Origin of the sequence: Nocardia sp. MDA0666 (genome assembly GCF_003023875.1) — a bacterium.
In the GTDB taxonomy this organism is placed as follows: domain Bacteria; phylum Actinomycetota; class Actinomycetes; order Mycobacteriales; family Mycobacteriaceae; genus Nocardia; species Nocardia aobensis.
The window spans coordinates 165,257-179,920 of sequence record NZ_PYHT01000006.1; the positions used below are offsets into that span (position 1 = coordinate 165,257).

At 68.2% G+C, this 14,664-nt stretch carries 12 protein-coding genes; 7 read left to right on the forward strand and 5 right to left on the reverse strand.

Translation table 11 applies throughout. The annotated features are described in order from the left end of the window. Nucleotides 1-54 precede the first annotated feature (54 nt). From C8258_RS12345 to C8258_RS12355, 3 genes are all read right to left on the reverse strand, one after another. Nucleotides 55-2,163 (reverse strand): hypothetical protein, encoded by a 2,109-nt coding sequence (locus C8258_RS12345; RefSeq protein WP_233225041.1) that lies wholly within the window; start codon nt 2,161-2,163, stop codon nt 55-57. A 56-nt stretch (nt 2,164-2,219) separates the two neighbouring features. Then, the gene (locus C8258_RS12350; protein ID WP_062994978.1) at nt 2,220-3,005 is read right to left on the reverse strand and encodes an enoyl-CoA hydratase/isomerase family protein; all 786 of its coding nucleotides are present in this window, start codon (nt 3,003-3,005) and stop codon (nt 2,220-2,222) included. A gap of 131 nt (nt 3,006-3,136) precedes the next feature. Then, nucleotides 3,137-4,294: a DNA polymerase IV gene (locus C8258_RS12355; protein ID WP_106955301.1), complete on the reverse strand. Its 1,158-nt coding sequence runs from the start codon at nt 4,292-4,294 to the stop codon at nt 3,137-3,139. A 90-nt stretch (nt 4,295-4,384) separates the two neighbouring features. On the opposite strand from C8258_RS12355, the gene C8258_RS12360 reads away from it, so the two are divergent. From C8258_RS12360 to C8258_RS12370, 3 genes are all read left to right on the forward strand, one after another. Then, on the forward strand, nt 4,385-4,939 hold the full coding sequence (locus tag C8258_RS12360; RefSeq protein ID WP_063014382.1) for a TetR/AcrR family transcriptional regulator: 555 nt from the start codon (nt 4,385-4,387) through the stop codon (nt 4,937-4,939). Nucleotides 4,940-4,966: 27 nt separating this feature from the next. Beyond that, entirely contained in the window at nt 4,967-5,455 is a 489-nt protein-coding gene (locus C8258_RS12365) for a PaaI family thioesterase (protein ID WP_106955302.1), read from the forward strand. Between the two features lie 170 nt (nt 5,456-5,625). Beyond that, entirely contained in the window at nt 5,626-6,243 is a 618-nt protein-coding gene (locus tag C8258_RS12370) for a DUF1707 domain-containing protein (RefSeq protein ID WP_106955303.1), read from the forward strand. A gap of 93 nt (nt 6,244-6,336) precedes the next feature. On the opposite strand, the gene lon is transcribed toward C8258_RS12370, so the two are convergent. Next, the gene (lon, locus tag C8258_RS12375; protein WP_369974747.1) at nt 6,337-8,796 is read right to left on the reverse strand and encodes an endopeptidase La; all 2,460 of its coding nucleotides are present in this window, start codon (nt 8,794-8,796) and stop codon (nt 6,337-6,339) included. A 267-nt stretch (nt 8,797-9,063) separates the two neighbouring features. Here lon and C8258_RS12380 point away from each other — a divergent pair, with 267 nt between their 5' ends. Continuing rightward, nucleotides 9,064-9,798, forward strand: coding sequence for a TetR/AcrR family transcriptional regulator (locus tag C8258_RS12380; protein ID WP_106955305.1), 735 nt, complete (start codon nt 9,064-9,066; stop codon nt 9,796-9,798). A gap of 24 nt (nt 9,799-9,822) precedes the next feature. Here the strand turns inward: C8258_RS12380 and C8258_RS12385 are convergent, their stop codons facing one another. Beyond that, nucleotides 9,823-10,872, reverse strand: a complete 1,050-nt coding sequence (locus C8258_RS12385; RefSeq protein ID WP_051025302.1) for a diiron oxygenase — start codon at nt 10,870-10,872, stop codon at nt 9,823-9,825. Nucleotides 10,873-11,213: 341 nt separating this feature from the next. On the opposite strand from C8258_RS12385, the gene C8258_RS12390 reads away from it, so the two are divergent. The 3 genes from C8258_RS12390 to C8258_RS12400 all read left to right on the forward strand — a co-directional run bounded on the left by C8258_RS12390 (nt 11,214) and on the right by C8258_RS12400 (nt 14,546). Then, nucleotides 11,214-12,218 carry a zinc-binding dehydrogenase gene (locus tag C8258_RS12390; RefSeq protein WP_106955306.1) on the forward strand — a complete coding sequence of 335 codons (1,005 nt, stop codon included), beginning with the start codon at nt 11,214-11,216 and terminating at the stop codon, nt 12,216-12,218. A gap of 125 nt (nt 12,219-12,343) precedes the next feature. Next, nucleotides 12,344-13,699: a hypothetical protein gene (locus C8258_RS12395; protein WP_106955307.1), complete on the forward strand. Its 1,356-nt coding sequence runs from the start codon at nt 12,344-12,346 to the stop codon at nt 13,697-13,699. A 55-nt stretch (nt 13,700-13,754) separates the two neighbouring features. Beyond that, complete coding sequence (locus C8258_RS12400; RefSeq protein WP_106955308.1) at nt 13,755-14,546, forward strand: TIGR03084 family metal-binding protein; 792 nt, start codon at nt 13,755-13,757, stop codon at nt 14,544-14,546. Nucleotides 14,547-14,664 lie beyond the last annotated feature (118 nt).

Sequence of the window (14,664 nt, forward strand, 5' to 3'; positions counted from 1 at the left end):
ACGCCTCGCGGCTACGACCGACTTGCGGCCGCACCCCGTTCGGCGCGGCGGCGATCAATGCCCGAATGCGGCGACCCCTACCGGACCGACACCGACGCACACATCCAAACCGGAAGTACGAGAACCGATTCGCAACACCTCACCGCTGCCGACCACATGGACGAACACCGTGTGGACACCCGCACGCACGGGCGCCACCACCGTCTCGCCGTGTTCCATCGCCACGGTGAGGCGTCCGTCCCGATTCGCGAAATAGTTGATCTGCGCGGTCCACCCGTGCTCGATCATGGGCCCGTCCAGCCACAGCGCCACCGGGTCGGAGCCGTCGATGCGGTATCCGCAGCCAGGTTCGGGACCGGCAAGAATGCGGCGATTCCACCAGACCGAGGCATCGACGAGTTTGCCTTCGTCGGTGATCATCCGCAGGTGCGGTGTGGACGTGCCGAAAGCACCGTCCGGGGCGATCGGGCCCAGCACCTGGGCGACGAGATTCTGCGGATAGGTCATCGGCGTCAGCACACCCCACGGCACCTCCTGCTCCAGCAACGGTGCGCCGTCCCGATCCGCGAAGGCCGCACGGGCATTCGTGAGATAGGTGCGCGTGGGGGAGATTTCCCACGAGCGCGCGAACGAGACGGTCGTGTAGATGCTGCTCACCACGAATGCCGCTGTCAGCACGAACGCGACTGCCCGCGAAGCCATCACCGGGCCAGGTGATTTCGGCCCGATCGCGTCCGCGTGCCGGCTCGTTGTTCGCGGCCGCGCAGCAAGCAGCAGAGCGGTCGCCGCTGCCAGCACCACCGCCACGTCGGCCAGATAGCGCAGCGACTGCATGAGTTCGGCGGCGGTATTGGGGCCACCGCGGATCAGCACGATCGGAAGCGCAACGGCGAGAACGTATCCCGCGATCAGGATCCACACCGGTAGCACGCGACGGCGCAGTCGCAGTGTCACCAGGACCACCGCGGCGAGGATCAGCCAGGCGGGCACCACGGTCCACCCCGGCGGCGTGGCCCACGGTGTCGACGGCAGCCAGCGCGCCCAGACCCATGGCCCGCCCAGCAGGGTCGGGACGATCCCCAAGGAAGTGGCGCTGTGCAGAAGTCGCCGCGCCCCGGCCAGGCTGGTGTCGACCGCGATGTGGTCGGCGACGGTGAGATAGGCCGCGCCCCAGCCCGCCAGGATCAACGCCGAACCGGCCCACAGCGCCGCGCCCGTGCGCGCCACGTCGCGAATCGACGCCCACCCGCTCGGGCCGCCACGATCGCCCGCAGGCGAATCCGCATCGACGGTGCGGGCGCCGACGATGTAGCGCTCCAACACCGCGACAGCGAACGCGACGAACGGCACCACCACCGCTTTTTCGAAGAACAACAGCCCCACGATCAGCACCAGCACACCGGAGATCGCATACCGGCCCCGGCCGGTGCGCACCAGCAGCACCGCATCCGCGATCACCCATGCCAGCGCGAACTGTAGCGGCAGCGCATTGAGCGAAGCCGCCCACCAGGCGAAGGCCGGAAGGGTCAGCGGACAGAACAGATAACCGATCAAGGGAATCAGCACGGCCCAGCGGACCGCACCGGCTCGCCGTGGGACCAGTACCAGCAGCATGCGCAGCACCGCGACCGAGGCCGCGAGCTGCAGCAGCAGCATGGTCACCACCGGCCCTGCCCATTGCAGCGGCGCGATCCGGGTCACCAGCCACGCGGTGGCGAAGGCCAGCGGCATGAAGTGGCCGTCGTGGTCGTAGAGCAGTAGGTCGGCGGACCAGAGCGGATAGCGGTCGGCGCGGCCCACCAGGATGAGATCGTCCCAGTAGAAATAGCCGCGCCCGGCCACCCAGCCGCGCAACCCGATCTGCGCGAGGATCAGCAGTACCGCCACCAGCAGTACGGGACGACGGGTCACCGCGCGCAGACCGGCGAAACCCGCAGTACGGCGGAGTCCCGAGAATCCGCCGGATGGGCCGCGCGGCACCGCGGGCGCCGATCCGAGGCGGTCTGCGGCCGACGAGCCGCGCGGGGCGACCTCCGTCGTGCTGTCGATCCGAATGCCGGACGAGGCGATCTCCGCATGACCTCCGCGCACCTCGCCACGCCGCCGCGCCGACCACACCGGGACCGGCGCCCACCCGCGTGCGAAGCCGGGCGCCGAGAACATGGCACCCCACCCTAGTGGCCCGCGACCGGGTTCGCTCGTGGCGACGGCTCAGTCCCTCACTCGAAGACGGGGGCGCGCTTGCCGAGGAATGCCGCGATGCCCTCGGTGCCGTCGGGCGAATCGGCGCAGGCGGAGATGAATGCCGCCTCGCGCGCGGTCTGCTCCTCGAGCGTGTGCGAGGAGCTCACCAGCAGCAGCTTCTTGACGCTGGCATTCGAATGCCGGGGGCCCGCCGCGAATTCCGCGACCAGTTCGTCCACGGCGGCGGCGAGTTCGGCGTCCGGCACCACGCGATGCACGAGATTCCAGTCCAGCGCCTCGGCCGCCGTCAGGGTGCGGTTGGTGAGCATCAGTTCCTGCGTGCGGCGCAGGCCGATCAGGCGCGGCAGATAGTAGGAGGCGCCGCCGTCGGGACTCAGCCCGGCGCGGGTATAGGCCATGGTGAACGCCGCCGATTCGCCCGCGAGTACCAGATCACCGGCCATCGCCAGGCTGAATCCGGCGCCCGCGGCGACACCGTTGACCGCCACGACCAGCAGGGCATCCATCCGGGCGAACGACGAGAGCGCCTCGTGCAGGTCGTCGGCCAGGCCCTTTACGTAGTGGCCGGCGCCGCCGTCCTGGGCAGCCATGGCCTTGAGGTCGCCGCCGGCGGAGAAGAACCTGCCTGCACCGGTCAGCACGACCACCTTCAGCGCGGGATCGTCCACACACTGTCCCGCGATATCGGCCAGTTCCCGGCCGAGGACGTGGTCGATACCGTTGGCGGCCTTCGGCCGGTTCAGGGTGATCCGGGCGACGGGGCCGGTGCGCTCGAAAGTGATCGTCTCGTACTCGCTCATGGGCTGCCTTTCGGTCGAGTCTGCGGGCCCAGCATGACAAACGGCCGCACCGCGTGCGACGCCGCCACCACCGAGACATATCCGGCAGCCGGGCACGGAAACGTGGAGGCCGGGCTGTTGCGGGACTGGGGCTATGGCGGGACGAGTTCGAGTCGCACCCCGAGCAGCCGGACCGGCCGATCGAGTTCGAAGCGGTCGACGATCTCGAGTGCGACCGCGGTGATCGTCTCAGCGTCGATCGTCGGTTCGGGCAGCTTCTTCTGCTTGGTGCGGGTGTAGAAGGTGTTGGTACGCACCGTGACCCCCACCCGGGTGCCGGTCCGGCCGGCCGCGGCCATCTCCTCCACGACCTCGCGGGCCAGCCGCGCCACCTGGGCGCGAATCTCCTCGCGATCGGTCAGATCGTGCGGGAAAGTCTCGGATTTGCTGCGGCCCACCGGAATTCGCGGCTCGGTCACCACATCGGTATCGCCGGCGCCGTGGCCGAGCACCCAGAGATACGGACCGGTGGCCGGGCCGAATTCGGCGGCGAGGATGTTCCGGTCGGCGGCCGCGAGCTGGGCGACGGTGTCGATGCCCAGGGCCGACATTCGCTGCGCGATGCGAGTGCCGATACCCCACAGGGCGCTGGTCGGGCGGTGCGCCATGAGTTCGTTCCAGTTCTCGGCGGTGAGCCGGAAGATTCCCGCACCGGGCTCGGTCCGCGGCGCCAACGCTGCCTCCCCTTCCGAATGCTCCTGTCCCGCAACCTCGTCAGCAGCCGTACCCTCGACCTCGGTGTCGGTGCTGTCCGCGACCTTCGCGTCCGTACCTTTGCCGACGCTCTTCGCGAATCCGGTCGCCAGTTTCGCGCGCAATTTGTTGTCGCCGATACCTATCGAACACGTGAGGTTCAATTCCGCTATCGCACTGCGGATCTCGCGTGCCAGCGATTCGGGATCGTTGGTGTCGGCGGCGAGGAACGCCTCGTCCCAGCCCAGCACCTCGACCCGCACCGGGAACCGCCGCAGCACCTCCATGACCTCGTCGGACGCCTCCTCGTAGGTGGTCATGTCCAGGGGCAGGAACACCCCGTCCGGACATTTGCGGACCGCGGTGCGCAGCGGCATTCCCGCCCGCACACCGAAGGCCCGCGCCGGATACGACGCGCAGGTGACCACCTTGCGCGGTTCGTTCGGATCGCCGTTGCCGCCCACGATCACCGGCTGCCCACGCAGCTCGGGATGGCGGCGGAACTCCACCGCCGCCTGGAATTGGTCGAGGTCGACATGCAACAGCCACCTGGCCACGAGACCGTTCTTACCGCACGGCACCGACAGCCGGAGGGACTTCGCAGGTAGTGCCTTGCGCCGGCGCCGAAACAGAACTAAATTCTGGTTATGAAGATTCGAGATCGGTTGCTGCTGGCGGCCGAGCGGCAGTTCGCCGAGCACGGGACGCTCGACGCGACGCTGAGCCGAATCAGGGCCGACGCGGGAGCGAGCGTCGGCGCGCTGTACCACCACTTCCCGGACAAGGCCGATCTGTACCGCCAGGTGTGGGCCAATGCGCTGGCCGACTACCAGCGCACCTTCTGGGCGAGCATCGCCGACAGCACCGACGCCGAGAGCGGAGTCACCGCCGGAGTCACCGAGCATCTGCGCTGGGTCACCGAAAACCAGTACCGCGCAACAATTCTCATGTCACCGCGGCCACCCGGAGTACGCGACAGCGACAGCAATCGGGAATTCCTCACCTCCGTCGCGCGCTGGTGGCGCACCCACGCCCGCTACGGCACGGTCCGAGACCTGGAATTCGACCTGCTGTACGCGCTGTGGCTGGGCCCGGCGCAGGAGTACTCGCGGCAGTGGGTGAGCGGCAGCATCCGCACCGCGCCGACCGATGTCGCCACGGAATTGGCCGCGGCGGCGTGGAAGTCGTTGCGTAACAACTGACAACTCCGGCAGCAGAGGACAGTGCAGATGGACGAGGTTACCGCGTCACCACCGCGACCGGCTGGTGTATCGACCGACAAGCTCACCGTGGAGCAGGCCCGCGCGGTATTGGCCGCGCAGCCGTTCGCGCAGCACGTCGGCACCGAGATCACCGAGTTCGAGGGCGGTGCGGCCACTTTGGTGATCGACGTGGGTCCCGAGCACGCTCAGCAGTTCGGTTTCGTGCACGGCGGGGTGATGGCCTATCTGGCCGACAACGCGCTCACCTTCGCCGCCGGATCCGCGCTGGGCCCGAACGTCCTGACCGGCGGCTTCACCGTCACCTACCTGCGCCCCGCGCGGGGCGGGCGGCTTCGCGCGCACGCGACGGTCACCGACGCCACCCGCCGCCAAGCCGTCACCCGCTGCGAGATCTATTGCGACAGCGATGGTTCCAGCACGATCTGTGCCGTCGCGCAGGGCACGGTGCGCGTGGTCGAGCGAGCTCTGCCCACCGACGGAGCGCGTGAGCCGTAGGCGGGGATTACTGCGGGCGCACCGGCGGGGAACCCTTACGCCGCTGCACAGCACCATGGTCGGCGAGCACGCACACCCGGCACGGCAGCACACGTAGGTGCTGCGCCGACCGATATCCCGGGGGCGCACCGCACGTAGGATTTCGGCATCACGACCATGAGGATGTGCCGATGACCGAATCCCCGGACCGCCGCCCGGACATCGCCCGTGACCGGCCGGCCCCCACGGTGCGCATCACCGACCACGAACGCGCCCAGGTGGAGCGGCTGCTGCGACTGGCTCTGAACGACGGCTCCCTCGATCTCGCCGAGCTCGACCGGCGCCTGGCCGTCGCCTACGCGGCGGACACCCGCGAGGAGCTCGCCGCGGTCACCGCCGATCTGCCGGTGGCGACCGCGCGCGAACCCCTGGTTCTGAGCACCGTCAGTGGTTCGCTGCGCAAGGACGGCCAGTGGATCGTGCCCGCCGAGATCACCGTCTCCGCCGCCTCCGGTTCGGTGCGCCTGGACTTCACCGAGGCGATCTGCCCGCTCGCCGTCGTGGACATGCACGTCGGAATCGCCTCCGGCAGTGTGCGATTGACCGTCCCACGCGGCTGGCAGGTGGATCTGGACCGGGTGTCCTTCGTCAGCGGGAAGGCGAAGAACCGGGTGACCGAACCCCCGCTGCCGGGCTGTCCGACACTGCGCGTCGACGGATCGATCACCTCGGGCTCGATCCGCGTCCGCTACCCGAAACCACCCCGCCGCTCCTTCTGGGCTTGGTTGCTGCGCCGCCCTCGCCGGTGAACGAGCACGGCGAGCGGCAGACCGAAACGCGGCGAGGGGCCGTTCACCCCGAAAGGTGAACGGCCCCTCGACTCGTAACAGCCGGTCGTCCGATCAGGCGCTCGCGGCGAAGGCCTGGTAGGCCGGTTCGGTGACCGGTTCGATGGCGTAGGCCAGGATGTCGGCCACGTCGGCGACGGGGCGGACGTCCAGGGCGGCCAGCACCTCCGCGGGGACCTCGTCCAGGTCCGGCTCGTTGCGGGCCGGGATGAACACGGTCTTCAGGCCGGCGCGCTGGGCGGCGAGCAGCTTCTGCTTCACACCGCCGATCGGCAGCACCCGTCCGTTCAGCGTGACCTCACCGGTCATGCCGACATCCCCGCGCACCTGCCGGCCCAGGGCCAGCGACACCAGGGCGGTGACCATGGTGACACCCGCGGACGGACCGTCCTTGGGCACCGCACCGGCCGGGAAGTGGATGTGGATGTTGCGATCCAGCACCCCCGCAGCGCTCCGGCGGGCCGGAGGCGGCAGCGGAGCGTAACCACGTAGGTCCTCGGGAGCTGCGGCATCGGATGGGGCCTCGATGCCGATCTCTTCCAGGTGCGAGCGCACATAGGTCAGTGCGATCTGCGCGGATTCCTTCATGACGTCACCCAGCTGACCGGTCAGGGTCAGCGAGCGTTCGCCCTCGGCGGCATTGGCCTCGATGTAGAGGACGTCGCCGCCCGCACCGGTGACTGCCAAGCCGGTCGCCACGCCGGGGACCGAGGTGCGTTCCACCGAATCGGGGGTGAAGCGCGGACGGCCCAGGTAGTCCTTCAGATCACCGAGACCGATCACCAGTGGCTCGGAACTTCCTGCGGCACCGGGCTTTTCGCCGTAGCCGAGGGCGGGATCGTAGCCCAGGTCGAGCACCGTGGCATCCGAATCACCGTCCGCCGCAACCGTCTGCGCATCGATCTCGTGCTGCGACAACCGAGTCGCGGCCTTGCGCAAGGCCTTCGCGAGCAGTCGCTCCAACTGGCGCACACCGGCTTCCCGGGTGTAGTTGGCGGCGATCTCCCGCAGGGCCTCGTCGGTGAACGACACCTCCTCGGCGGTCAGCGCATTCCGTTCCAGCTGCCGCGGCACCAGGAAGTCGCGGGCGATGGCCACCTTGTCGTCCTCGGTGTACCCGTCGACGGTGATCAGTTCCATGCGGTCCAGCAGCGGGCCGGGAATGGTCTCCATGACATTCGCGGTCGCGATGAACAGCACATCGGACAGATCCAGGTCCAGATCCAGGTAGTGGTCGCGGAAGGTGTGGTTCTGCGCCGGATCCAGCACCTCGAGCAGCGCGGCCGCCGGATCACCCCGGAAGTCGGAGCCGACCTTGTCGATCTCGTCCAGCAGGACAACGGGGTTCATCGAACCCGCCTCCTTGATGGCGCGCACGATCCGGCCCGGCAGGGCGCCGACGTAGGTCCGCCGGTGACCGCGGATCTCGGCCTCGTCGCGCACACCGCCCAGGGCGACGCGCACGAACTTGCGGCCCAGGGCCCGCGCCACGCTCTCACCCAGCGAGGTCTTACCGACACCGGGAGGTCCGGCCAGCACCATCACGGCACCGGAGCCACGACCGCCGACGACCTCCAGACCTCGTGCGGCCCGGCGGGCGCGCACGGCCAGGTACTCGACCATGCGGTCCTTGACCTCTTCCAGACCGTGGTGGTCGGCGTCGAGCACCGCACGAGCCGCCGAAACATCGGTGCTGTCAGTCGTTTTCACCGCCCACGGCAGATCCAGGACGGTATCCAGCCAGGTGCGGATCCAGCCCGATTCCGGACTTTGATCGCTGCTGCGCTCGAGCCGGTCGACCTCGCGCAGCGCGGCCTCACGGACGTTGTCGGGCAGCTCGGCGGTCTCCACCCGGGTGCGGTAGTCGTCCGCGCCGTCGGGCTCACCGTCGCCCAGTTCCTTGCGAATCGCGTTGAGCTGCTGACGCAGCAGGAATTCCCGCTGCGACTTCTCGACGCCCTCGCGCACATCCTCACTGATCTTCTCGGTGACCTCGACCTCGGCGATATGGTCCTTGGTCCATCCGATCAGCCGGGTCAGGCGCTCGGCGACATCGGGAGTGCCGAGCAGTTCGCGCTTCTGCTCATCGGTCAGATACGGCGCGTAGCCCGCGGTGTCGGCCAGGGCCGACGGGTCGGTCAGCCGGTTGACCACGTCGATGACCTGCCAGGCCTCACGGCGCTGGAGCACCGACACGACCAGCTGCTTGTATTCGGCGGCCAGTTCCTTCGTGTGCGCATCGGGTGCGGGGGTGTCGACCGGTTCGGCCTCCACCCACAGCGCGGCGCCCGGACCGGTGACTCCGTGTCCGATCCTCGCCCGCTGCTCGGCCTTCAGCACCGCGGCAGCGGCACCACCGCGCATCCGGCCGACCTGTTCGATGGTCGCGATCACACCGTAGGCGGCGTAGCCCTCGTCCAGACGCGGTGCGAGCAGCACGGAGTCCGACTTCGCGGCCCGTGCGGCGTCGATGGCGGCCTGTGCGGATTCGTCGAGCTCGATGGGGACGACCATGCCCGGCAACACGACCGGATCGGTCAGAAACAGCACCGGCAGACGCTGTGGAGTACTCACAGATTCAGCCCCTTCCAAAGCATGCCCCGGATCCTGTGTTTCTTCGCCTCCAGGGTTGAGCGCTACCTACTCAACTACAGGGTGTGCCGAGTTGTTCCGACCCCTTGTTCACCGGCAGCGAACGAGGTGTGACCGGCGCCGGCCGCATCCGGGCCGGACTCGAGCGAAGGTCATTCGCGGGGGAGCCGGTGATTTAAACTCGACCGCGTGGCGATTCCCTCCCCGTCCGAACCGGCCCCGATCGGGGGCCGGCAGGCGCGGTGGCAAACGCACAACGACAATCGGCGGGGGCGCATCGTCGAGGCGTTGATCCAACTGCTGGAGGAGTCCGGCGGCGGCGAGATCTCGATGCAACAGATCGCGCAGCGGTCCGGATTGGCGAAATCCGTGGTGTATCGCCAGTTTTCGGGGCGCGACGAACTGGATCGGCGGGCTCGGAGCGTGATCGCCGAGCAGTTCATCGATACCGTCGACGCGGCGCTGGACATCTGGGACGGATCGATTCATCGGATCCTGCATCGCACGGTCGCCGCGGTCGCGGACTGGCTCACCGAGCATGCGCGGCTGTACGACTTCGCACGCAGCGGGCCGGCGATGGGCGACCCCGACGATGTGGACGCGCTCAGCAGTATCAAGGCCACCATCGCGGCGCGGACCCGGCTGCTCGTGTCGAGCCTGGCGGGGGTGATCGGTGTGGTCGACGAGGCCACGGCCGACACGATGACCTTCGCCATCGTGTCGATGACCGAGGCGACCGTCGGCCGATGGGCCCGCGATCCGGACCCCCTGCTGAGCCGCGAACAGCTGATCTCCGAGGTCGCCGGCTACGCCTGGAGCGTGCTCGACGGCGCGGCCCGCGCCCACGGGTTGACCCTGGACCCCGAACTGCCGCTGATCGAACTCATCAACGCACTGGCCGAGGGAGTCGACGACATCCCCTGATCGGGCGCGCCGAGTTTCGGCCGGTCAGGCCGCCAACCAGCCGACGAGAGAACCGACCACGGGCAGCCGCTCCGCCACCGCGGTCGCAGCGTTCCGCCGCTCGGGCTCACCGCGATACCTCGACGTATCACCGTCGACGTGCAGCAGTGTCCACAACTTGCGCGTCACCGGATTCATCAAGCCGAGTTCGTCGGCGAGTTTGCGCATATCGCCGAAGTAGCCGGACAGGATCCGGCGCGAATTCGGGGACCGCCAGAAGGCGTCCTCGATCACCTCGCGCGGAATGTCGAATTCCTTCGCGAACGAGCGCGGTGGCGCCATGATCTCACCGGCCAGCCAGCGCATCGTGATCGGAAAAGCCAACGCGCACATCGCCTTACCGAACGGACTCATCCGCTCGATATGCGCCTTCAAGAACTCACCGGCGAAGGAGATGTGCCGGGCTTCCTCGGCGATGTGGATCTGCATGGTGCGCAGCACCGCCGGGGGCATCGACTCGCCCTCCCGGATGATCGCCTTCTGATAGTGGTCGATCGGCTCCTCACCACCGAGGATGCCGATGAACAGAATGGCGTGCGCGTAGCCGCCGGCCACGCCGATGAAGGGCGACAACGCGCGGAACAGCGGCCGCATCCCCGGGACGTCCACGCCGATCCGGTTGATCAACTCCTGGAACATCTGGATGTGGTTGCACTCTTCGGTCATCTCGTGCAGGCAGTAACGAAACTCCGGAGATCCGTTGGGGAGCTTCATGATGTACTGCATCATGCCGCGGATGAGGATGCTCTCGAAGGCGGCGCCGACCTTGATCACGTTGGCCGTGCGCCACTTTCCGATCTCGATCCTGCGCTCCAGCGGCAACGACTTGTACCAGTCGGTTCCGCCGAGCGGGTCGAGCTCCGGCGACAGCACCCATCTCGGATCGTCGGGATCGATCGCCAATTCCGGTGAATCCCAATCGATATCGAGATAGGGGTCGAAATTGCGATGGACCGATCCCTCGGACAGGATCGCCAGCATCTCCCGGTAGTCCGGGCCGAATATGTCGGTACGAATGGATTTCGACAGCGTCATCGATGTCTCCTCTGCTCCGCGGAACCCCCGCACCCGGTCGGCCCGGCGAGCGGGCTTCGCAGTGTGGCTCATCGGGCCTCCTAGCTCCCGGCCCCGAGGCTCGGCCCCGGCGGCGGTCGACACCCAGCAGGTGTGATCCTCCGAGGATATATGGGACTCGTAGTCCCACACAATCCCTGGAGCCCGGCGATTCGGACGGCGCCCGCGACCGCACCCTCCCGCAACTCCGGCCGAAACCGCGATGTCGATGCGATACTCGACCGGATTCGCCGGGCCCGCGGGTCCGCCCGCCCGATCCACCCCGCGGGTCCGCCCGCCCGATCCACGAGGAGTAGCCCGACATGCTGGCCGCACGCCTTCACCTGGGACCGCAACGCCGACTGGGACTCGACGATGTGCCGACTCCGGAACCGGGTCCCGACCACGTCCTGATCAAGGTCGAAGCGGCGGGTGTCTGCCTGTCCGATGTCCATCTGATCGACGGGACTCTGACCCCGGTGATGCTCGCCGGTGACGTGGTGACGCTCGGCCACGAGGTCGCGGGCACGGTCCACACTCTCGGACCGGGTGTGACCGGCGCGAAGGTGGGGGACCGGGTGCTGCTGCAGGCGGGTGAACTGCGCGACGGCGCGGTGTTCACCCGTGGTGTCGACTACGACGGCGGGTGGGCGGAGTACACCCTGGCCCGGGTCGACACCCTGGTTCCCATTCCCGACGATCTGCCCTTCGAACAGGCCTGCTTCATCCCGGACGCGGTCTCCACGCCGTGGGCCGCGATCACGGCGACCGCTCAGGTGCGGCCCGCCGAACCGGTGGGCGTGTGGGGTGTGGGCGGTCTCGGCGCGCACGGGGTGCAATTGCTGCGCATGGTCGGCGCGGCGCCCATCGTGGCGGTGGATCCGCTGCCCGCGGCGCGGGAACGGGCGCTCGGTTTCGGTGCGGATCTGGCCTTCGATCCGGCCGATCCCGAACTGCGGTCGCGGATCTTCGCCGCGACCGGCGGCGCCGGTTTGGCGGCCGCCTTCGATTTCGCCGGAGTGGCGGCGGTGCGCGAACAGGCCGTCACCTGCCTGGGGCCGGGCGGGCGGCTGGTGCTGGTCGGCCTCACCGACAAGCCGATCACGATCACCGGGGGTATCGGCTTCAGCTTCTTCCAGCAGCAATTGCGCGGACACTACGGATCGCAGCCCGAACATGTCACCGAACTGGTGGGGCTGCGGCGGCTGCATCGTCTCGATCTCGCCCGTTCGGTCAGCGCGGTGCTGCCGCTCTCGGAAGCCCCGGCCGCGGTGCGGGCACTGGAATCCAAAGAGGGCAATCCGATTCGGCTCGTCCTGCGCCCCTGAACCGGGTGCGTTTGCCCCGCCGACCAGGGAAAGTGCCGCCCCGCCGCATTGACACCGTCTGGCCCCGGTGAGAATGTGGGGTCCCAGTCAACTCGCAAGTCCGCACGGCGCAAGGGGGATCCACGATGGCGGTAGTCGCCGGCGGTGTGTTCATCGACTGGGAACAACTGACCGGACAGTCCAAATTCGTCGTGGACCTGATCACCTTCCCGATCTTCAGCGCGGTGGCCGGCTGGCTCACCAACTGGACCGGTGTGCTGATGTTGTTCTGGCCGTTGCAATTTCGCGGCGTCCGGATTCCGGGACTGAAGGTGCTGTATCCCTATTTCCCGCGCCGGGTGCAGGTGCTGCCGACGTTCTCCGGCGACGGTGAGCGACTCGGCTTCCAGGGCTTCATTCCCGCCCGCGCGGAGAAGATGGCCAGCATCTGCGTGGATATGGCGATCATGCGGATCGGCAGCCCGCGCGATTTCATCCACGAATTGGATCTGGAAGGTATCGCCGACTACATAGCCGACCGCGCGCACGAACAGTTGCAGCAGATCGTCGACGATGTGATGTACCGGGAGAATCCGGAACTGTGGCGCGCCGTGCCGCGGCCGGCGAAACAGATTCTCTATCAGCGCATCGACCGGGAACTGCCGAAACTGTGCCGGCGCGGTTTCGAGCAACTCGGCGACAATGTCGACCAGCTCATCGATATCAAGAGTTTCGTCATCCGCTATCTGCAGGCCAATCCGGAGATCCTCAAGGATCTGACCACCACGATCGCCGCGCCGGAGCTGCGGTTCATGGTGCGGATCGGGTTGCTCGGCGCCCCGTTCGGTGTGCTGCTGGCACTGTATATGCATGTCCATCACGACATTCCGGTGATCGGGTGGATCCCGGGATGGCTCGTTGTCCTGGCCGCGGCCGCCACCATCGGCGTGCTGGTGAACATGATCGCCATCAAGATGGTGTTCGAACCCGGCGATCCGCAGCCGCGCTACAAATACCTCTGGCGGCAGGCGCTGCTGGCCAAGCGGCAACCGCAGGCCGCCGACGACCTCGCCCAGATTCTGGCCTACCAGGTGCTGACCCTGCCGAATCTGGCGGCGGAACTGCTGGACGGTCCCAACGGGGACAAGACCCGCCAGTTGGTGGAACATCTGATCGCCGACGAGATCCGCACCCAGCTCGGACCCACGCGCTCGGTGGTGCGCGCGGCCTTCGGAGCGCGGCAGTTCGACAATCTGCAGGTCGGCGCGGCCGGGGCCGCGGTGAGCCTGGCGCCGAGTCTGGTGCAGGACGAGGCCTTCGCCCTGGACCAGGCCAAGAAGATCGACGAATTCGCGGCGCGGAAGCTCAAACAGCTCACGCCGGGCGAGTTCATGGAGATGTTCTACGCCTCGGTCGAACAGGACGCCTGGCTGTTATATCTGCACGGCGCGGCGCTGGGCCTGTTGGTGGGTGCCGTGCACCTGCTGATCTTCGGTTGGTGAGAAATACAAGCACGCGTGCTTGCATTTTTTTCGGGGCGTTGCCATGCTTTCGGTCATGGCTGACCTAGAGGCGCTGCTCGACGACTTCGAGGCCGAATGCGCGGACCTGGACCGTCTCGTCGCGCCGCTGGATCCGGCCGGCTGGACGCGGGAGACGCCCGCCCCGGGCTGGACCATCGCACACCAGATCGCCCACCTGACCTGGACCGACGAGGTATCGACGATCGCGGCCACCGATGCCGCGGCGTTCGCCGAGCTGCTGCGCGAGGCGACCGCCACGATCGCCACGTTCGTCGACGACGCCGCCGCCGAGGTGGCGCGCACACCGGCGCCGGAACTGCTCGAGCGGTGGCGTCGCGGCCGGGCCGGTTTGGCGCAGGCGCTGCGCGCCGTGCCCGCCGGCACGAAGTTGCCCTGGTTCGGGCCGCCGATGAGCCCGATGTCGATGGTGAGCGCACGGTTGATGGAGACCTGGGCGCACGGTCAGGATGTCGCCGATGCGCTGGGCGCGGAACGGACGCCGACGGCGCGACTGCGCAATATCGCCCATATCGGCGTGCGGACCCGCGATTTCGCCTACGCGGTGCACGGTCGCCAGGCACCCGCAGAACCGTTCCGAGTCGAGCTCACCGCACCGGACGGGTCGGTCTGGAGCTGGGGCCCGGAGGATGCCGCGCAGCGCGTGAGCGGGTCGGCGTCGGACTTCTGCCTGCTGGTGACGCAGCGCCGGCATCGTGACGATCTCCCGCTGGTGGCCACCGGAAGCGACGCCGCGGAATGGTTGACGATCGCGCAGGCCTTCGCCGGGCCCCCCGGATCGGGGCGCGAAGTGGGCCAGTTCGCCTGAAGATCTGCGCCTGAAGACTCCGGATAGAGCGGGCGAGCGCCGACTCAGGTGCGACGTGCTTGTGGCCGACCGGACGCCGTTGGCCGGAGGACTTCGAGATCGCATCTCGAAGTTGACG